This window comes from Ruegeria sp. CDSC054, assembly GCF_059610645.1.
The window spans coordinates 1-19,872 of the sequence record NZ_JBXWOA010000021.1 but is presented as its reverse complement, the minus strand read 5'-3'; the positions used below and the strand labels follow the sequence as shown (position 1 = coordinate 19,872).

Annotated in this window: 17 protein-coding genes; 9 read left to right on the top strand and 8 right to left on the bottom strand. The window is 57.4% G+C overall.

The window, feature by feature from the left end:
- The first annotated feature begins 1 nt into the window (after position 1).
- Positions 2 to 523, top strand: a complete 522-nt coding sequence (locus AC2FGC_RS22870; RefSeq protein ID WP_496727331.1) for a glutathione peroxidase — start codon at positions 2 to 4, stop codon at positions 521 to 523.
- Here the strand turns inward: AC2FGC_RS22870 and AC2FGC_RS22865 are convergent.
- Positions 499 to 1,386 (bottom strand): DMT family transporter, encoded by an 888-nt coding sequence (locus tag AC2FGC_RS22865; protein WP_496727332.1) that lies wholly within the window; start codon positions 1,384 to 1,386, stop codon positions 499 to 501. The genes AC2FGC_RS22870 and AC2FGC_RS22865 overlap by 25 nt on opposite strands.
- 181 nt (positions 1,387 to 1,567) lie before the next feature.
- Here AC2FGC_RS22865 and AC2FGC_RS22860 point away from each other — a divergent pair, with 181 nt between their 5' ends.
- Positions 1,568 to 2,764 carry a BCCT family transporter gene (locus AC2FGC_RS22860; RefSeq protein WP_496727346.1) on the top strand — a complete coding sequence of 399 codons (1,197 nt, stop codon included), beginning with the start codon at positions 1,568 to 1,570 and terminating at the stop codon, positions 2,762 to 2,764.
- A gap of 81 nt (positions 2,765 to 2,845) precedes the next feature.
- On the opposite strand, the gene AC2FGC_RS22855 is transcribed toward AC2FGC_RS22860, so the two are convergent.
- The 5 genes from AC2FGC_RS22855 to AC2FGC_RS22835 form a co-directional block, all read right to left on the bottom strand.
- Positions 2,846 to 3,679 (bottom strand): hypothetical protein, encoded by an 834-nt coding sequence (locus AC2FGC_RS22855; protein WP_496727333.1) that lies wholly within the window; start codon positions 3,677 to 3,679, stop codon positions 2,846 to 2,848.
- A gap of 234 nt (positions 3,680 to 3,913) precedes the next feature.
- On the bottom strand, positions 3,914 to 4,201 hold the full coding sequence (locus AC2FGC_RS22850) for an HU family DNA-binding protein (RefSeq protein ID WP_039533371.1): 288 nt from the start codon (positions 4,199 to 4,201) through the stop codon (positions 3,914 to 3,916).
- Positions 4,202 to 4,331: 130 nt separating this feature from the next.
- Complete coding sequence (locus AC2FGC_RS22845; RefSeq protein WP_496727334.1) at positions 4,332 to 5,795, bottom strand: AMP nucleosidase; 1,464 nt, start codon at positions 5,793 to 5,795, stop codon at positions 4,332 to 4,334.
- Positions 5,792 to 7,594 (bottom strand): adenine deaminase, encoded by a 1,803-nt coding sequence (gene ade, locus AC2FGC_RS22840; protein ID WP_496727335.1) that lies wholly within the window; start codon positions 7,592 to 7,594, stop codon positions 5,792 to 5,794. The genes AC2FGC_RS22845 and ade overlap by 4 nt, the downstream gene beginning before the upstream one ends.
- Positions 7,595 to 7,738: 144 nt before the next feature.
- Entirely contained in the window at positions 7,739 to 8,614 is an 876-nt protein-coding gene (locus AC2FGC_RS22835; protein ID WP_496727336.1) for a LysR substrate-binding domain-containing protein, read from the bottom strand.
- A 118-nt stretch (positions 8,615 to 8,732) separates the two neighbouring features.
- Here AC2FGC_RS22835 and AC2FGC_RS22830 point away from each other — a divergent pair, with 118 nt between their 5' ends.
- Both AC2FGC_RS22830 and AC2FGC_RS22825 read left to right on the top strand, forming a co-directional pair.
- Complete coding sequence (locus AC2FGC_RS22830; protein WP_282154113.1) at positions 8,733 to 9,488, top strand: class II aldolase and adducin N-terminal domain-containing protein; 756 nt, start codon at positions 8,733 to 8,735, stop codon at positions 9,486 to 9,488.
- Between the two features lie 22 nt (positions 9,489 to 9,510).
- Entirely contained in the window at positions 9,511 to 10,500 is a 990-nt protein-coding gene (locus AC2FGC_RS22825) for a sterol desaturase family protein (protein ID WP_496727337.1), read from the top strand.
- Here the strand turns inward: AC2FGC_RS22825 and AC2FGC_RS22820 are convergent.
- Entirely contained in the window at positions 10,497 to 11,438 is a 942-nt protein-coding gene (locus AC2FGC_RS22820) for a GlxA family transcriptional regulator (RefSeq protein ID WP_496727338.1), read from the bottom strand. The genes AC2FGC_RS22825 and AC2FGC_RS22820 overlap by 4 nt on opposite strands.
- A 78-nt stretch (positions 11,439 to 11,516) precedes the next feature.
- Here AC2FGC_RS22820 and AC2FGC_RS22815 point away from each other — a divergent pair, with 78 nt between their 5' ends.
- Genes AC2FGC_RS22815 through AC2FGC_RS22805 form a run of 3 tightly spaced genes read left to right on the top strand, consistent with a single transcriptional unit; the run spans position 11,517 to position 15,485 of the window.
- Positions 11,517 to 12,677, top strand: a complete 1,161-nt coding sequence (locus tag AC2FGC_RS22815) for an acyl-CoA dehydrogenase family protein (RefSeq protein WP_496727339.1) — start codon at positions 11,517 to 11,519, stop codon at positions 12,675 to 12,677.
- A 16-nt stretch (positions 12,678 to 12,693) separates the two neighbouring features.
- Positions 12,694 to 14,709 (top strand): acetate--CoA ligase family protein, encoded by a 2,016-nt coding sequence (locus tag AC2FGC_RS22810; protein ID WP_496783537.1) that lies wholly within the window; start codon positions 12,694 to 12,696, stop codon positions 14,707 to 14,709.
- Positions 14,706 to 15,485 carry a carnitinyl-CoA dehydratase gene (locus AC2FGC_RS22805; RefSeq protein ID WP_496727341.1) on the top strand — a complete coding sequence of 260 codons (780 nt, stop codon included), beginning with the start codon at positions 14,706 to 14,708 and terminating at the stop codon, positions 15,483 to 15,485. The genes AC2FGC_RS22810 and AC2FGC_RS22805 overlap by 4 nt, the downstream gene beginning before the upstream one ends.
- A 5-nt stretch (positions 15,486 to 15,490) precedes the next feature.
- Here the strand turns inward: AC2FGC_RS22805 and AC2FGC_RS22800 are convergent, their stop codons facing one another.
- Positions 15,491 to 16,123 carry a class I SAM-dependent DNA methyltransferase gene (locus tag AC2FGC_RS22800; RefSeq protein ID WP_496783535.1) on the bottom strand — a complete coding sequence of 211 codons (633 nt, stop codon included), beginning with the start codon at positions 16,121 to 16,123 and terminating at the stop codon, positions 15,491 to 15,493.
- Positions 16,124 to 16,213: 90 nt separating this feature from the next.
- On the opposite strand from AC2FGC_RS22800, the gene AC2FGC_RS22795 reads away from it, so the two are divergent.
- Positions 16,214 to 17,059 (top strand): SDR family oxidoreductase, encoded by an 846-nt coding sequence (locus tag AC2FGC_RS22795; protein WP_496727343.1) that lies wholly within the window; start codon positions 16,214 to 16,216, stop codon positions 17,057 to 17,059.
- Positions 17,060 to 17,329: 270 nt separating this feature from the next.
- A complete protein-coding gene (gene katG, locus AC2FGC_RS22790; RefSeq protein WP_496727344.1) occupies positions 17,330 to 19,531 on the top strand; it encodes a catalase/peroxidase HPI in 2,202 nt (733 codons plus the stop codon).
- Positions 19,532 to 19,872: the final 341 nt, after the last annotated feature.

Sequence of the window (19,872 nt, the reverse complement as noted above, 5' to 3'; positions counted from 1 at the left end):
CATGTTCAGACTGCTTCTGTTATCCGTCCTATTGCTGGTTGCCCGCGCTGTTCAAGCTGCACCTTTGACCGGTGAGTTTGACTCGATTGACGGCGGAACGCTTTCTCTTGAGGGGTGGAGAGGTCAGCCGGTGCTGATTGTGAACACGGCATCCCATTGCGGGTTCACGGGGCAATACGCTGGCTTACAAAAAATCCATGACACCTATGCTGATCGAGGTCTCGTGGTTTTGGCCGTCCCTTCGGATTCGTTCAATCAGGAACTGGGGTCAGCGAAAGAAGTGAAACAATTCTGCGAGATGAATTTTGGTCTGACCTTGCCCATGACCGACATCACCCCAGTCAAAGGCGCCGGTGCCCATCCGTTTTATAGGGCTGTTGCCCAGCAAACGGGCTTTGTCCCCAAGTGGAATTTCAACAAGATCCTGATTGACCCAGCGGGCGAGGTTGTCGAGACGTATGGCTCGAACGTCAAACCGGATTCACCGAAGCTCTTGCGTCAGGTCGAGGCATTGCTACGCTGATCGGTCTGCCGAGACAGCTGCACTGCCAGAATTCCCAGCGTTGTGATGCCCACGCCAACCGCATCCATCGGACCAAGCTTTTCACCCAGCAGAGCAGCAGCGACCGCGACGCCAAAGACCGGGTTCAAAAAGTGAAAAGTTGCGGCTCGGATCGCGCCGATCCTGTTCAACAAATGGAACCAGATCAGTGTCGCCAACAAGCCAGGGAACAGTGTCGTATAAGCAAAGGCCAGCATCCACGGTACGTTCGGGTGAATGTAGATCGTCTCGAATATGGGGGCCGCGAAGAACAGAATTGCCGCGCCCACCAGCATCTGTAGCCCGACCACCATCATGAAATTGCCGCCGGATGTTGCCCCGCGCACAGCCAGTGTCGCAAAGCTGAGCGCCAGCGCACCCAGCCCGCACAGCATGACGCCAAACAGGTCGGCGCCCGCGCTAATCCGGCTGCTCATGATCAATGCGACGCCAGCGAAACCCGCCAGCAATCCGAACACGCCCAGTGGTCGAAGTTTTTCGTGAAACAGTGTCCAGCTGGCTAATGCCACGATCAGGGGCATTGTTGATGCAATAATCGCCGCAACAGATGCTTGTACGGTTTGCATTGCGTAGAAATTCAGACCCAAATAAAGGGCATTTTGGCATATTCCAAACAGAATAGTCGCGTACCATTGCGCGCGCGTCAGCCTCCAGCTTTGGCCCATCGCCCGCGCAATTGCGACCCCTAACAACCCCGAGATCAAAAATCGCAGCGCCAGTGAGAAAAGGGGCGAGGCATCGGCGACGATGATCCGCGCCGAGGTGAAGGCTGACGACCAGATGAAGGCAAATGCCAGCCCCATGGCTATGGCGCGCAGATCCATGATGACGCTCTCCCAAACGCAGCGACTGTTTCGGAATTATCTCAAACGCGCAAGCGCCGCGCGTCAAAAAAACCACAGGCCTCATCAGTTACATTCGGCATTGCGGTGTTTGTTGATTGATCAGTCAATTAAAGGTATGCGAGCCGCACTCTGACTAACCAAGGGAGGTATGTTGGTGCTTTTGGAGTATATTCTGTCTTTCGGCGTCCTGCTGGCATTGGGCCTGGTCGCTTTCTTCGTCGTGAAATGGTGGAACCTGCGTTGCGTGGGCGTCACGCCAGTGCATCTGTTCACCTTCATCGCGATCCTGTTCACGTCCGGTCTGGATGTCGGCCTGATCATGTTCCCGCTGACCGAGTTTGGCGGCTATGCCGAGGAACCGGCCTATGCCTTTGCGAATCCGCTGGCCATCGAGTTCGGGTTCTGGGGTTTCCTGATCTGGGCCTTCTACTTCCTGACAGCGTTCTATTTCTGCGTCATCGAACCCCGCGTGAAGTTCTTTGAGATCCCGCTGGTCAAGCTGATCAACAACGTGGTCATCATCGGTACCTGCGCCTTCACCGCCAGCCTGTTCCTGATCTACCTGCCCGGCTATCTGCCCGAAGTCGGAGACGGTGAATCCGTGGTTTCAACCTTCTACATCATCGTATTCGTGGTCATTCTGGCAGCGGCCTATTCTTCGACCGACCTGAAATACGTACGTATCCTGTCGGTGGGCTCGACCTTCCTGTTCTTGGCACTGATCACCGGAATGTGGGTCGCGGCCGGAATGGGAATGACCGGAATTGTTGAAACCGGCAGCAATATCGGTGCCTATTTCGCCAATCTGCACAAGTTCGTCCTGCCGCTGACCGATTATCACGCCTTCTACCTGTTCTGGTGGTTTGCGTGGTCGATTATGATCGGCCAGTTCACCTCTCGCTTTGTTGGTGGCCTGAAGACCTGGCAACTGCTCGCGGCGCTGCTGATCTTCCCGTCGATCCCGTTGGGAATCTGGTTCACCGTTCTCTACTACTATCACCTGAACGGCATCAGCACTGCGGGCATCACCAACATCGCGATGGTGATCGTGGGCGTGACCTTTGTGATCAACTCGCTGGACTCGCTGATTAGGCTCTATACAGACAACCTGAACCTGACAGTCGAGCGGTTCGGCAAGGCGATCTACGTTGCAGGCAACGTCGCCCTGCTGTTTGTCCTGACCCTGTTGTTCCAGAGCCAGTGGCTGCAGATCCAATGGATCGGAGCGGTGGTCGTTGGCCTCTATTTGGCCTGCGTGGTCTACATCCTGATCACCAAGCGCAAAGAGGTGTTGAGCATCGATTCAATGCCCGAAGATCGTGATCTGGACTTCCACAAGGTTGAGACGGTTCACTGATTGCCGAACGGAGTTAAAGAACAGACGGGCGCCTAATCCGGCGCCCGTTTTCCGTGGTCTTGAAGTTCTATTTTGGAAAAGTCAGAACCGAAAACGGAACGCAAAACCGACAAGCGGTGCAGTGTCGTAAGATTGCCGGCTAATCTCACTTCCATTTTCGTCATCCAGAGTAAGCCGACCATCGAATTCAGCTCCGGCAAAAACGTTTAGAGAAACTCCGGGATTTGGGCTGTAATCCAAGGCCAATACAACCGGGATGCTCTTGTCTTCCCCAACGCCATCCGGCGCAAGACCTTGGTCATCCAGGCGAAAGCGGATGCGTTCAGCGCGCGCAGCCAAAGACAGGTTTATTGTGTCAGTCATGGCATAACTCAGTGTCAGCCCCGGCCCTCTGGTTGCGCCAATCCCTGATCCCGTATTCAGGTTCCAACGGTCATTGATGTCCCAATCCACCAGAAGAGCCGGAAAAAAGTCCACGCCTTCTTCCTCGAGTTGGGAAAAAACGCCGAATGCAGGTCCAATCGACAAGCGGCTACTGACTTCCCAAGCCAGACCGGCAAAAACCCCGTAAGTCCGCCCATCAGACGCGTCTATACCACTTTGGTAATCCCATCTGATTTGTGGAGATATTAACAGTTGCGCCGTTTCACCGACGCGCGCGCGTACCGGAAACGAGACCCGGATATCGCGTATGTCGGTCCATGGTTGATTGTCAGTCTGATTGAAGTCGTAGTCAAATTGCCCAAGGCTTATGGACAGGCCGAATGACGTACCATCGCCGGTATTATACAGCGAACCGCCACGAATAAAGGCACGACTTGCAGAGAAATTGCCACCTCCGCTTAAGGATGCGTTGCCTTGATACGCCGCAAGCCCATCAACCTGAAAGCCCCAACCCACAGGTTGCGCAGCCAACTGAGTTGTCCAGGTTAGAGAAAAAGCAATCGCGAGAGACGAGATTTTGGAGAAGAAGTGCGTCACGTTTTTCAAACCGATCGATGAATTCAAATGTTGTTATTCAACAACTAGACGGGTAACCCGCAAAGTACATCGAAATCTATCGGGTGTGCCAAAATTCGTCCCAACAGGCGAACAAAGAAAAAGGGCCCCCCGAAGGCGACCCTCTATCGTTTGCAGTGAAAGCTGAGATTAGCCGTTCACGCTGTCCTTCAGAGCTTTCGCGATGGTCATCTTGACCACTTTGTCGGCTTCTTTCTTGAACTGCTCGCCGGTGGCGGGGTTGCGCACCATGCGCTCGGGGCGCTCGCGGCAGTAGATTTTGCCAACGCCTGGCAGGGTCACTGCGCCGCCGGCGGAAACTTCGCGGGTGATCAGGCCAGTCATGGCCTCCAACGCTGCGTTTGCAGCTTTCTTGTCGGTTCCCATTTCCTCAGCGAGAGCAGCCACCAGCTGAGTCTTTGTCATAGGCTTTGCCATTTCTTGGTCTCCTTAACGTGCCCGATACATAGGGCCTCACCGCGTAACTGTAACGGGATATTGTGGTCGAACACAACGAATAGTAGCGCTGAAAACCCTAAAAATATGGGGAAATCGTTGCTTTTTTGCTTCAGAGAAAGGCTGTTTCGTCGAATGAACGCAATTTCCGGCTGTGCAGACGCTCTAACGGCATGCCGCGCAGATGTTCCATCGCCCGAATTCCGATTGCAAGATGGCGACTGACCTGGGTGGTATAAAAGGCAGATGCCATGCCCGGAAGCTTTAATTCGCCGTGCAGCGGTTTGTCAGAAACACACAACAATGTGCCGTAGGGAACCCGGAACCGATAGCCATTTGCGGCGATGGTTGCGCTTTCCATATCCAGTGCAATGGCGCGGGATTGGCTGAGCCTTTGCACAGGGCCGGATTGGTCGCGCAGTTCCCAGTTGCGGTTGTCGACCGAGGCGACGGTGCCTGTGCGCATGATCCGCTTAAGCTCGTATCCTTCCAACTCGGTAACCTCGGCCACGGCGCTTTCCAGCGCGACCTGAACCTCGGCCAGCGGCGGGATCGGAACCCAGACCGGCAGGTCATCGTCCAGCACCTTGTCTTCACGCAGGTAGGCGTGGGCCAGAACGAAATCCCCCAGCGCCTGCGTGTTACGCAGCCCGGCACAGTGGCCGACCATCAGCCAGGCGTGGGGCCGCAGAACGGCGATATGGTCAGTGGCCGTTTTAGCGTTCGAAGGCCCAACGCCGATATTGACCAGCGTGATCCCGGACCCATCCTCGCGTTTCAGGTGATAAGTCGGCATTTGCGGCAGCTTCAGCGGTTGGGCCAACTCTTCCTCGGAGCCCTTGATCTCGACATTCCCGGTCGAAACGAAGCTGGTGTAACCGCTGTCCGGATCGGCCAATTGCGCACGCGCGTAATTCTCGAACTCAGAGACGTAGAACTGGTAGTTCGTGAACAGGACATGGTTCTGGAAATGGCTGGGATCCGTCGCGGTATAATGCGCAAGCCGGGCCAGCGAATAGTCGACGCGTTGGGCAGTAAACAAGGCTAGCGGACCGGCATCATCTTCGTGGTCGTACACCCCGTTGACGATATCATCGTTGGTCGTGGTCAGGTCGGGAACGTCGAAGACATCGCGCAACGTGAACCCGGCCGCGCCCTGTTGCGGAACGTGCAGATCGGGATTGTTGGCAACCGCGAAATGCACCGGGATCGGTGTGTCGGACGGCCCAATCGTAACCGGCTGGTCGTGGTTCTTGATCAACAACGCGATCTGCTGGGTCAAATAGGACCGAAACAAATCCGGCCGCGTAACCGTTGTGGCATGAATACCGGGTTCTGAGACGTGGCCAAAACTCAGACGGCTGTCGACATGCGCATAGGACGACGTTCTGATACGAATTTCCGGGTAATAGGCTCTGAACCGCGCAGTTGGTGCGCCGTGTTCAATGGCTGCCGAGAAACTGTCGCACAGAAAGCGGGTTGCTTGTTCATAGAGCGCTTCCAACCGAGCGACCGCCGCTTTGGGGTCGGTGAATTGTTCCGGTTTGGGTGCGTCGGGTGTTTTTATTATTGTCATGCAAGTGGTTCCAGAAGATCGATTTTTTCAAAGGTGCGCACATCCACCAGGCCCAGATCCGATATCCGCAATTCCGGAATCACGACTAGTGCCAAAAGTGAGTGCTGCATATATGCGTTGTTGAGGGTGCAGCCACAGGCCTCCATCGCGGCGACCATGTCTTCGGCTTTGGCGGCCACAGTTGCGGCGGGGCTGTCTGACATCAGGCCTGCGATGGGCAGTTCGACCAGCGCCAATTCTTCCCCATCGCGGAATATGGTGATGCCGCCACCTACTTCGGCCAGCCTATTTGCGGCCAGTGCCATCTGTTCGCGATCCGTGCCGACAACGATCATGTGATGGCTGTCATGCGCCACGGTCGAGGCCATGGCCATTTTGCCCTGATATCCGAATCCGGAAACAAAAGCGTTCGTCACGCCGCCCGTCGCCCGGTGGCGTTCAACCAGTGCAATCTGGCAGACATCGCCGTCGCCCTCGACTAATCCTTCGATGATCGGCAGTTCAGCCTTCAGAGCTTTGGTCGGGGCCTGGTTTTCCACCACGCCGATCACGTTGGCCTGCACGCGGTTTGCCCCTGCAGGTGCTTGGATTTCGAAATCGGCAGCGGTCAGGGTATGCCCCAGATGCACGGTGTTCCGGGCGGTATCAGGCCAGTTGAGGTGCGGGCAGTCGACGGTGATTTTACCGTTTTCGGCCACGATCTGACCGCGCGCAATCACGGTCTCGATGGGCAGTTCTTTCAGGTCCGAGCTGAGGATGACATCCGCGCGCCGCCCCGGTGTGATCGAGCCGATTTCACGCTCCAGCCCGAAGTGGGTCGCCGTGTTGATCGTCGCCATTTGCAGGGCAATCAGCGGATCACATCCGCAAGCGATGGCGTGCCGAACCACACGATTCATATGGCCGTCATTGACCAGCGTGCCTGAGTGGCAATCGTCGGTGCACAGGATAAAGTTGCGCGGGTCCAGACCTTTTTGTGTGACAGCCGTGATCTGACTTTCCACGTCATACCAGGCCGAGCCCAGCCGCATCATCGACCGCATCCCCTGCCGAACACGCGCGATCGCGTCCGCCTCGCAGGTGCCTTCGTGATCATCCGCCGGACCTCCGGCAACATAGGCGGCAAAATCAGGCCCTAAATCAGGCGATGCGTAGTGTCCGCCTACGGTTTTCCCGGCGCGTTGTGTGGCGGCGATTTCCGCCAGCATCTTTGGGTCGCCGTTGATGACACCCGGAAAGTTCATCATCTCGCCCAAGCCAATAATGCCTGGCCAACTCATCGCTTCGGCCACGTCTTCGGCGGTGATTTCGTACCCCGTCGTTTCTAATCCCGGCGCAGATGGGGCGCAGGACGGCATCTGGGTAAAGATGTTCACGGGTTGCATCATCGCCTCGTCATGCATCATGCGCACGCCGTCCAGGCCAAGGACATTTGCAATCTCATGCGGGTCGGTGAACATGCTGGTTGTTCCATGCGGAATGACAGCGCGGGCAAATTCAGCCGGTGTCAGCATGCCTGATTCGATATGCATATGAGCGTCGCACAGGCCAGGAACCATATAGCGCCCGGTCGCCTCGATGATCTTAGTCTCTGGGCCGGTGCAATGTGATGCATCGGGTCCCACATAGGCGATGCGTCCGTCAACGATTGCAATATCATAATCTGGCAGTGCTTCGCGGCTGTGCACATTCACCCAGATTCCGCCGCGAATGATCGAATCTGCAGCTTCACGACCTGCAGCTACTGCAATCAGACGGGGGGCGACATCGGGCCAACTTGGGAAGGGTGTGTGTTCCATGGCCCAACTTTCCCGAATGCGCAGGAAGGTTCAACCCCTTGTGAACAGGTATCATCAAACCGTCACGCAGCGCGTCAGCGCTGCCCGGCCCAACCAGAAGAGACGCCCGGCAGGGCATCGATGATGGGCGGGAGCAGCACCCGGTTATTTCTGTGGATCAATCTCCAGCTCGCGGCGAACCCAATTGGCAAACGCTATGGCGCCGGGGCTTTCTTCGGCGCGCGGTGACAGAAGCAGATAATAGGCTTCGGGCATGGGTGCGCGATGAGCGAACGGGGCTATCAAACGACCTTGCGCAATCAGGTCACTGGCAATGGTGTCATGCGCCAGACACAGCCCACCTCCAGCCATGGCAACGGACAAGCTGACCAAGTAGGTCGTCGAATAAGTGATTGCAGGATTTGCCCAGTTTAGACCCTGTTCTTCGGCCCAACCCAGCCAATTCGACAGCAGGTTTGAGCAGTCAAAAAGCGGGTGCTGTTGCAGGTCTTCCAACGTCACGTGATAACCCGGCGCACAGACTGGATAGTAGTGATCAGTTCTCAGTAATTCGGTTCGAACCGTATCTGACGGTCGTAGTGAATAACGGATTTCCACGGCGGCCCCTTCGGCCATTTCGCGCGGCTCCCAAAGCTCGGTGAAGATATTCAGCTGAACATCGGGATGTAACGCTCGGAAACTCGGCAGTCTGGGTGCCAGCCAATTCACGGCAAAGGTGATGTTGCTTTGAACCTGAACCGCGTTCTGCTGGGCGCCGGTCACGGCCTGAGTTCCACGTACCAGTGTCCGAAATGCCTCGCGCACCACCGGAAGATACGTGATGCCCGCTTCGGTCAGTTCCAACGCACGTGGTCGACGCAAAAACAAAGGCTGGCCAAGGTACCCTTCCAAGGACTTGATCTGCTGGCTGACCGCGCTTTGCGTCATGTTCAGATCCCGGGCTGCGCCGGTAAAGGACAAGTGCCGCGCCGCTGCCTCAAACGTGCGGAGCCAACCCAGCGGAGGAAGTGGTTTTTGCATGCGTATAACCTTGCCATTAGTTCAGCTAATGGAATAGTTGCGTTTTTTTCGTTGGTCAATTTTTGACGCTACAGGCACGATTTCCGAAAGTTCTCAGCTATCCGCAAAGGAGCCCGGAATGACTGTTACAAACCTGCGCGCCAATATCGACCACTGGGCCGAACGAGTTGATCTGGCTGCAACCTTTCGCTGGGTCGAGCGATTGAACATGCACGAAGGCGTTGCCAATCATTTCAGCCTTGCGGTGAACCCGGAAGGTACGCAATTTTTGATGAACCCGAACCAGATGCACTTTGCACGGGTCAAAGCGTCAAATCTGCTGTTTCTGGACGCAAATGATGCCGATGTGATGAACCAACCCGGTGCCCCGGATCCGACGGCTTGGGGTCTGCACGGATCAATCCATCGCCACTGTCCGCATGCGCGCTGTGTGATGCACGTGCATTCGATCTTTGCGACGGTCCTGGCATCTTTGGCGGATAGCACCTTGCCGCCGATCGATCAAAATACGGCCACGTTCTACGACCGATACGTCGTGGATGAAGAGTTCGGAGGCCTCGCCTTTGAAAGCGAAGGTGAACGCTGCGCGTCGATGCTGTCGGACCCCAAGAAAAAGGTCATGATCATGGGCAATCACGGTGTCCTTGTGATCGGCAGTGATCCGGCAGATGCCTTTAATAGACTCTATTATTTTGAACGCGCAGCGGAAACCTACATCCGCGCGCTGCAGACGGGACAACGATTGCGCGTGCTGTCGGAAGAGGTTGCCGAGAAGACCGCGCAAGAGTTGGAAGACTATCCTGATCAGGCCGAAGCACATCTGCGGGAGATCAAAGCCTTGCTGGATGACGAAGGCTCGGACTACGCCACCTGACCACTTCAACTGGGTAACCACCATGACCGACACGACTCAGAACCCCGAATCCGCCCGTTGGCACTATCACCCCGACGGCCCGGTAAGTTTAAACCCTTTGTTTAAATGGCCGCCGCGCCCCGCTGAAGTGCTGAAATGGTATAGCGGAGCGTGGCTGCAGATCACGGCATTGACCTTGTGCCTGTCTCTGGCCGTCATCGCCTATGCGTTCTTCTTTCCCTCGCTTGAAGCAATGCAAACCTTCGCGCCCGGGTGGATGTTTCGCATCTGGTTATTGAATATGGTGCCCCAGATTCTTGTCGCGGGTAGTCTGCATTGGTGGCTGTACATGCGAAAAGGACAGGGCATGTACAAAAAGTTTGATCGCCGCGATCTGACCCGCAACAATGGTACGTTCACATTCCGCAATCAGGTTCTGGACAATATCTGGTGGACGCTGGGCAGCGCGACGACCGTCGCGACGGTTTATCAGTGGGTTATCTACTGGGCGATGGCCAACGGGTATGTGCCCACAGTGACATGGTCCGGTGCGCCAGTGTGGTTCGTGGTCTGGATGGTGTTCATCCCGATGTGGTCGGGGTTGCATTTCTATTGGGTTCATCGGCTCGAGCATCACCCGAAGCTATATAAATACGTGCACGCCGTGCATCATCGGAACGTGAACATCGGGCCCTGGTCGGGAATTTCGAACCATTGGTACGAGAACCTGTTGTACTTCACGACTTATTTCATTCACCTGATCGTGCCGTCGCACCCACTGCACGTTCTGTTTCACGCGTACTTTCAGCAGGTTAGCCCCGTTCTGTCCCATTCCGGCTTTGAAAAACTAAAGGCCGGAGATACGGATGCGGCCCGCGCCGGGGACTTCTTTCACCAGCTGCATCATCGGTATTTCGAGTGCAACTACGGCACTTCTGAAATCCCGTTCGATAAGTGGTTCGGCACCTATCACGACGGATCAGCCGAGGCGACGACGCGAACAAGGGCGTACAAGAAACAGATGTATACCTAGTCGGCCCGCAGCGCGCGCGGCGTGGTTCCAAACTCGGCCTTGAAGGCGCGTGTCAGAGCGCTGGGATCGTCATAGCCCGCGCGCAGGGCAACTTCACCGATGCTCAGGTCGGTTTCCGCCACGAGTTTGCGCGCAAGATTCAGGCGCAGGCGGCGATAGACCTGAGCAGGGCCTGCACCCAGTTCGGCTTGCATGCGTACAGACAAGGCTTTCTGCGACCGGCCCACTCGGTTTGCGATTTCAGATACGGGCAGGGGGTTTTCAAGATGTTCCTGCATCAGGGCTAACGCTTTGTTCACGTAACCGCTGGTCGCACCAGCGCCGCCCTTGTGCGAACGCGCGGAATCGCGGGTCATAAACAGCTGCGAAACTTCGAGCGCCAAGGCCTGCCCCTGATCCCGCCCAATCAGGTGCAAGACCAGATCAAAGGCCGCCATTGCCCCGGAACAAGTGATGCGATTGCGGTCAACGACATAGCGCTCGCGGTGGGCTTCGACATCGGGGAACCTTTCTGTAAATCCGGTCAGCTCTTCCCAGTGTATCGTGGCGCGATGCCCGTCCAGCAGCCCTGCTTGCGCCAAAAGCCAGCTGCCAGTGTCGAGGCCCGCCAGCACTTTGTACCGCTGATCCGCAGAACGCAGGCCTGAAAGGGTGCGCCACCCGCCATGCGCGCGGAATCCATAAGATGGCATGACCATCAGCATGTCCCCACTGGCGATCTGGAGTGGGCGATGCGGCGCGACCTGCAGCCCGGATGAGGATGTCACCGGACCACCCTCCAACGCAAGGAACTGCCAATCGTACAATTTGCGACCAGCCAGAGTGTTTGCAGCCCGCAGCGGCTCGACCGTATTGGCCAGACAATGGTTCGAGAATCCGTCGAACAGAAGAACCCCGATTTGCTGCGGTGCAGAGGGTGATTTAGTCCATTCTTGCATGGTAAACTTCTATTTCTGCACGTTTCAAATGGCAAGCCGCGTCAGAATATGCCGCAACGCCAGATGTGGAGACGCCCGATGCAATATGGATTGTCCGACGAACAAGAGATGATCGTCTCTACGGTTCGCAGCTTTGTGGAAAACGAAATCTACCCGCATGAGGCGCTGGTCGAGCGCACCGGCGAAGTCCCGGAGGAGATCGCGGATGAGATCAAGCGCAAGACGATTGAGCTGGGTTTTTATGCCTGTAATTTTCCCGAAAGCGTCGGTTGTGCAGGGTTGAACCATCTGGAGTTCGCGCTGGTCGAGCGTGAGCTGGGCCGCGGATCCATGGCGCTGAACCACTTCTTCGGGCGTCCTCAGAACATCCTGATGGCGTGTGAGGGCGAGCAGGTCGAACGATACCTGATGCCCGCCGTTCGCGGTGAAAGGATGGACGCGCTGGCGATGACCGAACCCGGTGCCGGGTCAGATGTTCGTGGAATGAAGTGCGCCGCGGTGCGGGATGGCGGAGACTGGGTGGTCAATGGCACCAAGCACTTCATCTCGGGCGCGGAGCACGCGGATTTCATCATCGTTTTCATCGCGACCGGAGAGGACCAGACGCCTAAAGGTCCGAAAAAGCGGATAACGGCGTTCCTGGTGGATCGCGGAACGCCCGGTTTCACCATCCGGGACGGGTACAAATCGGTCAGCCATCGCGGTTACAAGAACATGGTTCTTGATTTCGACGATTGCCGTCTGCCGGACGCCCAGGTTCTGGGTGAGGTCGATGGCGGGTTCGAGGTGATGAACACATGGCTTTATGCGACCCGTATCACGGTTGCTGCCATGTCCGTAGGCCGCGCACGCCGCGCTTTCGACTATGCGCTGGACTATTCCGCCACGCGCGAACAGTTCGGCCAGAAGATCGGCAAGTTTCAGGGCGTGTCATTCCAAATCGCAGACATGATCACCGAGATTGACGCGGCGGACTTGTTGACGCTGGCCGCTGCGGATCGGCTGGACAAAGGGTTGCCTGCAAATCGCGAAATTGCTTCGGCCAAGCTCTATGCCTCGGAAATGCTCGCGCGGGTCACCGATGCTGCCATCCAAATCCACGGCGGCATGGGTCTGATGGACGATTACCCGCTTGAGCGGTTCTGGCGCGACGCGCGGGTCGAACGTATCTGGGACGGGACCAGCGAAATTCAGCGCCACATTATCAGTCGCGATCTTCTGAGGACACTCGGTGCGTGATGGAGGGGGCCGCCTGATGTCTTCCCTGTCACGCGTTTTGCACCCCACATCCATCGCTGTGATTGGCGGCGGCGCCTGGTGCGTCTCAGTGATCGAACAGGCCCGGAAATTCGGGTTTCAGGGCGACATCTGGCCGGTCCACCCCAAAGCCGGTCAAATCGAGGGTCTGAGTGCCTTTGCACGCCTTGAGGACCTTCCAGCGGCCCCCGACGTAGCCTTTGTTGGCATCAACCGTCATGCAACGATCGAGACTGTCGCGGTCCTTTCGGCCATGGGGGCCGGGGGTGCAGTGTGTTTTGCCTCGGGATTTACCGAAGCGCATGCCGAGGACGATCAGGGTGCAGATTTGCAGGTCCGTTTGGTGCAGGCCGCAGGCGAGATGCCGATCCTCGGGCCAAACTGTTATGGCTTCGTCAACGGGCTAGACCGTGCCGCTGTTTGGCCCGATCAGCACGGCATGCGACCGGTAGATCGCGGTGTGGCGATCCTGACGCAAAGTTCGAACATAGCGATCAATATGACGATGCAGCGCCGGGCCTTGCCGCTGGCCTTTATGCTGACCAGTGGGAACCAGGCGCAAACCCATCAGGCCGACATCGCCTCGGCCCTGTTGGATGATGACCGGATCACCGCGGTAGGTGTCCACATTGAAGGCTTCGGTGACCTGCGTAAATGGGAGGCGCTGGCCAAAAAGGCGCGAGATCGTAACGTGCCGATTGTTGCGCTGAAAGTGGGCCGGTCCGCCCATGCACAGGCGGCGACGATTTCTCACACTGCATCATTGGCCGGAGGCGACGCGGGCGCGCAGGCATTTCTGGATCGCCTTGGGATCGCGCGTTTGGATGACATTCCCAGTTTCCTGGAATGCCTCAAGCTGCTGCACGTGACCGGGCGCTTAGACAGCAACGGTTTGGGGTCGATCAGTTGCTCAGGTGGTGAAGCAAGTCTGGCTGCGGACATGGCCGAGGGGCGCAATCTGCACTTCCCGCCGTTGTCGCAAGCACAAAAAGCTGACCTGCGCGATGCCTTGGGGCCGATGGTGGCCTTGGCGAACCCGCTGGATTATCACACCTATATATGGCGTGACACGCCAGCCATGACCCGCGCTTGGACTGCTATGATGGGGCCGGAACAGGCCCTGACTATGGCTATTCTCGACTATCCGCACACGGATGCGACGGATTGGGAATGCGCCACGCAGGCTGCTTTGAATAGTGTTGCTCAGACGGGGCGCCCCTTTGCGGTAACGGCGACTCTGCCGGAGCTTTTGCCCGAAGACGTGGCACAGCGATTACTCGATGGCGGTGTTATCCCTTTTGCCGGATTGCACGAAGCGCTTGCGGCAATTGAGGCGGCCGCGCGGCCGCAAGCAACGGAGGCCGAACCGGTCCTGTTGCCCTCGGATACCGTTGCGGATCATGTTCTGACCGAAGCAGAAGCCAAGCAGGCTCTTGCGGAATTCGGTGTTTGTGTACCGCACAACGTTGTGGTGACGCCGGATCTGGCGAAACAAGCCTCTGCCGCGCTGACTGGTCCTTTTGCGATCAAGGGCGTCGGGTTGGCGCATAAGTCTGAACATGCGGCCGTGCGCCTAGAGGTTCACGCTGATGCCGTGGCTGAAGTCGCGGCGGAAATCGGAACCGAAGAGGTCCTTATTGAGGAAATGGCTGTTGGCGGCGTGGCAGAATTGTTGGTCGGCGTGACCCGAGACCCGGCGCATGGACTTGTTCTGACGCTGGGTGCAGGGGGTGTGTTGACTGAAATCCTGCGCGACACGGTTTCACTTTTGATCCCATCCTCTCGCACCGCGGTGAAAGAGGCGCTGGGTAATTTGAACTGCGCCCCCTTGCTGGCGGGATATCGCGGCAAACCAGCGGCAGAGATTGAGGCCATCCTGGACGCTGTCGATGCGGTGCAGGCCTACGTCATTGCCAACGCATCCCATGTCAGCGAAGTTGAAATAAACCCACTGATCTGCACACCGGACCGTGCCATAGCGGTGGATGCTCTGATCCGAAAGGCAAGTATATGAACCCGGTCAAAACCAAGCGCGATGGCGCAATTCTGGAAGTCACTTTGGACCGTCCCAAAGCGAACGCGATTGATTTGGCGACCAGCCGTGTCATGGGCGAAGTGTTTCGTGATTTCCGTGATGATCCCGATCTGCGCGTCGCCATCCTGACCGGTGGCGGCGAGAAGTTCTTTTGCCCCGGTTGGGATTTAAAAGCAGCCGCTGACGGGGATGCCGTGGACGGAGATTATGGCGTTGGTGGCTTTGGCGGGTTGCAGGAACTGCGGAACATGAACAAGCCCGTCATCGCCGCCGTCAACGGGATAGCCTGCGGCGGCGGGCTGGAATTGGCCCTGAGCGCCGACATGATCCTTGCCGCGGACCACGCCAGTTTCGCGCTGCCGGAAATCCGGTCCGGCACAGTGGCAGATGCCGCCAGCGTCAAACTGCCCAAGCGCATCCCTTATCACGTGGCAATGGAACTGCTTTTGACCGGACGCTGGTTTGACCCCCAAGAGGCTAAGAACTGGGGATTGGTGAACGAAATCGTGCCGGGCGATCAACTGATGGATCGGGCATGGGAACTGGCGCGTCTTTTGGCCAGCGGTCCGCCTTTGGTTTATGCCGCAATCAAAGAGATTGTACGGGATGCTGAAGACTCCAAGTTTCAGGATGCCATGAATCGGATTACCGGGCGGCAATTGCCGACGGTTGATACCCTCTATGGCTCTGAAGACAATCTAGAAGGCGCCCGCGCTTTTGCTGAAAAGCGTGATCCCATGTGGAAAGGTCGATAGTCGGCCTAAGCGCGTTCGAACAGGGCTATCAGCGCTGTGTCATCCTTGTTGGGGCCAGATGCAAGATCGCCATAGATGCGAACTTCGGGCAGGGTCAGGTTTCGAATCCGGCCTTGCGCCAACCGGTGCAGGGTTTCGGCAAATCCCAGCTTTTCATAATGTTGGGCATTGATCGACAGCGCGAATTGAGCACCGGGGCGGGCCACACGCAGCAGTGCAGTCAAAGCTTCTGGCCCGAGGTGGCCATGGGTGAATGAACCGGATGAAACGATTCCGGAGTAACTTTCGCGCGGCACCGGGATGCCTTCGTTCAGATCGGCCTCAATGGCGTCGCGGTAGATATCCTTGCGCATGGCCTGATCCAGCATCTCGGAGCTGATATCGGTGGCATCTATCGGTCCCACACCCAGCCGGGCCAGAACCGCGCCGCACAGGCCAGTGCCTGCACCTACATCAAGCACAGGCCCTTGCCCGCCGGCGCCGACAAAGGCGCGGGCGGTATGGATGTGCAGCTGATAGTCCTCGCGCGTGGCAAAGCCTTCGTCGTAATCCCCGGCCCATTCAGCATAGAGACGCTTGTGGTCTTCCGGGGAATCCAGCGCGTAGGCGGCATGCAGATCTGGTGTTTTGTCACTCATACCCAAAAGAAAGGCGCATTGGGGGATTCGAATCAAGTATCCTTGGCAGAGTTCTTGCATCTGGCGAAATTGCGGATCATCTAAGAGCGTATGACAGGCACACTATTTTCCTTCGGTCACGGGTACTCGGCACAGGCCTTGTCCCGTCAGTTGCAACCCCATGGTTGGCGTATCTTGGGTACGACGCGTGATCCGGCCCAATCGCAGGTGGTCAAGGCGTCCGGCGCAGAGCCGGTGATTTGGCCGGGGCAAGTGCCACAGCTGGATGGGGTGACGCATCTTTTGATCTCGGCTGCGCCAAACGCGGACGGAGATCCGGTTCTGGGTGCATTGGCGGATGAGATTGCGGAACGGGCTGCGCAATTCAAATGGGTTGGCTATCTTTCGACCACGGCCGTGTATGGCGATCATCAGGGCAACTGGGTCGACGAGGTCACCCCTGCTACGCCCACGGCGCAGCGCGGCAAATGGCGGGTGCAGGCGGAAGAGCAGTGGCAGAACATCCCCGGCTTGCCGACACACATCTTTCGCCTTGCGGGCATCTATGGTCCCGGTCGCGGGCCGTTTTCCAAGCTCAAGCGTGTTGGTATGCGACGTATCATCAAGCCGGGGCAGGTCTTTTCGCGCATTCATGTCGCTGACATTGCCCAGGTTCTTGCCGCGTCCATGTCCGCGCCCAATCCGGGGGCGATTTACAACGTATGTGATGATGAACCCGTTCCACCACAGGATGTCATCGCCTATGCGGCCGAATTGCAGGGACTGCCGTTGCCGCCCGAAGTACCCTTTGACGAGGCCGACATGACCCCCATGGCGCGCAGCTTTTACAATGAGAACAAGCGGGTGAGAAACGATCGGATCAAGGATGAGCTGGGAGTAAACCTGATGTACCCGAATTATCGGGTTGGACTGCGGTCGCTTATGACCGGTAACTGAGCTGTCGGCTTGATTTCCGGTGATGCGCCCCGGATGCTTGGTGATAGTTTTTGGTTATCAGAACCATCCATAAAGAAAACTTATTTGCATGGTTCGAATTTGCTAGGTCTGGCGGCGACAAGACAAGAGTCGCCGATACCTTTGACAGAATGTGCGCAATCCAAGCCGCGCATCTAAAAGAGGTAAAAGTGTCATCTATATATGTTCTTGATCGCCCGCGTTTTCTCACCGCGCGAACGAGCCGGATTTTAGCCAGGATTGGAGATCGACATGGACGGAAGTGATAACCCTAAAACAGGCGGATGCCCTGTAATGCACGGCGCAGGAACCCGGTCAAACCGGGATTGGTGGCCGAACCAGCTGAACCTGTCGATCCTGCACCAGAATTCGCCTGCGTCGAACCCGCTGGGGCCTGATTTCGACTACGCTGAAGAATTCAAGAAGCTGGACATGAAGGCGCTGAAAGAAGATCTGTACGCGCTGATGACCGATTCTCAGGATTGGTGGCCTGCCGACTATGGTCATTACGGCGGTCTGTTCATCCGGATGGCCTGGCACAGCGCCGGTACATATCGCACGGCGGATGGCCGTGGCGGTGCCTCGACCGGGAACCAGCGCTTTGCGCCACTGAACAGCTGGCCGGATAACGGCAACCTTGATAAGGCGCGCCGTCTGCTGTGGCCGATCAAGCAGAAATACGGCAACCAGATTTCCTGGGCCGACCTGATGATCCTTGCCGGCAATTGCGCCATTGAATCCATGGGCGGCAAAACATTTGGCTTTGCTGGTGGTCGCGCGGATATCTGGGCGCCTGAAGAAGACATCTATTGGGGTTCCGAAACTGAGTGGCTTGCCCCCACCGACAACCCGCACAGCCGGTACACTGGTGAGCGCGACATGGAAAACCCACTGGCCGCCGTTCAGATGGGCCTGATCTATGTGAACCCCGAGGGCCCGGACGGTGAACCAAACGTGCTGGCCTCGGGCCGTGATATCCGTGACACCTTTGGCCGGATGGCGATGAATGACGAGGAAACCGTCGCACTGGTTGCAGGTGGCCACACCTTTGGTAAGGCGCACGGCGCGGGTGATCCTGATCTGGTCGGCCCCGAACCCGAAGCGGCACCGATCGAAGAGATGGGTCTTGGCTGGATCAACAAGTTCGGTTCGGGTGTCGGTGACGATACCACAACCTCGGGCATCGAGGGCGCATGGACCGCGAACCCGATCAAATGGGATAACGGCTATTTCGACCTGTTGTTTGGATATGAGTGGAACCTGACCAAAAGCCCCTCGGGCGCATGGATCTGGGAACCGATCGGGGTCAAGGAAGAAGACATGGCCCCGGCGGCCGGTGATCCGACCAAGAAGGTCAAAACCATGATGACCACCGCCGACATGGCGATGCGCATGGATCCGATCTATGGCCCGATCTCGAAACGCTTCCACGAGAACCCGGAAGAGTTCGCAGATGCCTTCGCGCGCGCCTGGTTCAAGCTGACCCACCGCGATATGGGGCCGCGGTCGAACTATATCGGTTCGGAAGCCCCGACCGAAGAGCTGATCTGGCAGGACAACGTGCCTGCGGTGGATCACGACCTGGTCGATGATGCCGATGTAGCGGATTTGAAAACCAAGATCGCTGCATCCGGTCTGTCGGTGTCCGAGCTGATTTCGACCGCATGGGCCTCGGCCTCGACCTTCCGCGGTTCGGACAAGCGGGGCGGTGCCAACGGCGCCCGTATCCGTCTTGCGCCTCAGAAGGATTGGGACGTCAACGAGCCAATGAAACTGTCCAAGGTGCTGGATGCGCTGACAGGCGTTCAGGAGGCGTTCAACGGCGCGCAGTCGGGCAACAAGAAAGTGTCGCTGGCCGACCTGATCGTTCTGGCCGGTGCCGTCGGCATCGAGCAGGCTGCGAAAGCTGGCGGTCAGGATGTCGAGGTTCCGTTCACCCCGGGCCGCACCGATGCATCGCAAGAGCAGACCGATGTGGACAGCGTCGCAGTCCTGGAGCCCGCAGCAGACGGTTTCCGCAACTACCAAAAGGCCGACTACACCGTCTCGCCCGAGGAGTTGCTGGTCGACCGCGCACAATTGTTGACCTTATCTGCACCAGAGATGACGGCACTTGTCGGTGGCCTGCGTGTTCTGGGCGCCAACTTCGGTGACGCCAAGCATGGGGTGTTCACGGATCGTGTGGGTGTACTCAGCAATGAATTCTTCACCAACATTCTGGACATGGGCACCGAATGGAAACCTGCCGGCAAGGACGTCTATGAAGGTCGTGACCGCGCCAGCGGTGAGGTCAAATGGACCGGTACACGCGTCGATCTGGTCTTCGGTTCGAACTCGCAACTGCGGGCGCTTGCTGAGGTCTACGGTCAGACGGGTGCCGAGGGTAAATTCGTCTGTGACTTTGTCTCGGCCTGGAACAAGGTGATGAACGCGGATCGATTTGATCTGAAGTAAACCGACGATCATCGCAGAGGTAGCGCCGCCCGAGGGGACTCGGGCGGCGTTTTCTTTGGGTCGAGCCCCGCGGGCATACCAAGCATTGGGTACGATTTCGCCCAAAGCCTTGACTAACCCGCGCGTCACGCATCGCCCAGCCCTGTTTCTTACCCAAATTATTAAGCTAACTTATTGTTTTCATTAACATGGGCGAGTTTCTGCGGAGAAATGTGAAGTTTTTTCAAAATGGGGGTTGCAGGTCCCAGACCTAATCCGTAAATACCCCTTCACCGGCGCTGCTGAGGCGGTGCTGACGGGTCGGAGAGACGGCCGGACGGGTTGGAGAGACAGCCGGACGC

Excerpts from the sequence above, each read along its gene's own strand:
- AC2FGC_RS22870 (WP_496727331.1), top strand. The coding sequence starts at position 2 with ATGTTCAGACTGCTTCTGTTATCCGTCCTATTGCTGGTTGCCCGCGCT.
- AC2FGC_RS22865 (WP_496727332.1), bottom strand. The coding sequence starts at position 1,386 with ATGGATCTGCGCGCCATAGCCATGGGGCTGGCATTTGCCTTCATCTGG.
- AC2FGC_RS22850 (WP_039533371.1), bottom strand. The coding sequence starts at position 4,201 with ATGGCAAAGCCTATGACAAAGACTCAGCTGGTGGCTGCTCTCGCTGAG.
- AC2FGC_RS22845 (WP_496727334.1), bottom strand. The coding sequence starts at position 5,795 with ATGACAATAATAAAAACACCCGACGCACCCAAACCGGAACAATTCACC.
- ade (WP_496727335.1), bottom strand. The coding sequence starts at position 7,594 with ATGGAACACACACCCTTCCCAAGTTGGCCCGATGTCGCCCCCCGTCTG.
- AC2FGC_RS22835 (WP_496727336.1), bottom strand. The coding sequence starts at position 8,614 with ATGCAAAAACCACTTCCTCCGCTGGGTTGGCTCCGCACGTTTGAGGCA.
- AC2FGC_RS22830 (WP_282154113.1), top strand. The coding sequence starts at position 8,733 with ATGACTGTTACAAACCTGCGCGCCAATATCGACCACTGGGCCGAACGA.
- AC2FGC_RS22825 (WP_496727337.1), top strand. The coding sequence starts at position 9,511 with ATGACCGACACGACTCAGAACCCCGAATCCGCCCGTTGGCACTATCAC.
- AC2FGC_RS22820 (WP_496727338.1), bottom strand. The coding sequence starts at position 11,438 with ATGCAAGAATGGACTAAATCACCCTCTGCACCGCAGCAAATCGGGGTT.
- AC2FGC_RS22815 (WP_496727339.1), top strand. The coding sequence starts at position 11,517 with ATGCAATATGGATTGTCCGACGAACAAGAGATGATCGTCTCTACGGTT.
- AC2FGC_RS22810 (WP_496783537.1), top strand. The coding sequence starts at position 12,694 with ATGTCTTCCCTGTCACGCGTTTTGCACCCCACATCCATCGCTGTGATT.
- AC2FGC_RS22805 (WP_496727341.1), top strand. The coding sequence starts at position 14,706 with ATGAACCCGGTCAAAACCAAGCGCGATGGCGCAATTCTGGAAGTCACT.
- AC2FGC_RS22800 (WP_496783535.1), bottom strand. The coding sequence starts at position 16,123 with ATGAGTGACAAAACACCAGATCTGCATGCCGCCTACGCGCTGGATTCC.
- AC2FGC_RS22795 (WP_496727343.1), top strand. The coding sequence starts at position 16,214 with ATGACAGGCACACTATTTTCCTTCGGTCACGGGTACTCGGCACAGGCC.
- katG (WP_496727344.1), top strand. The coding sequence starts at position 17,330 with ATGGACGGAAGTGATAACCCTAAAACAGGCGGATGCCCTGTAATGCAC.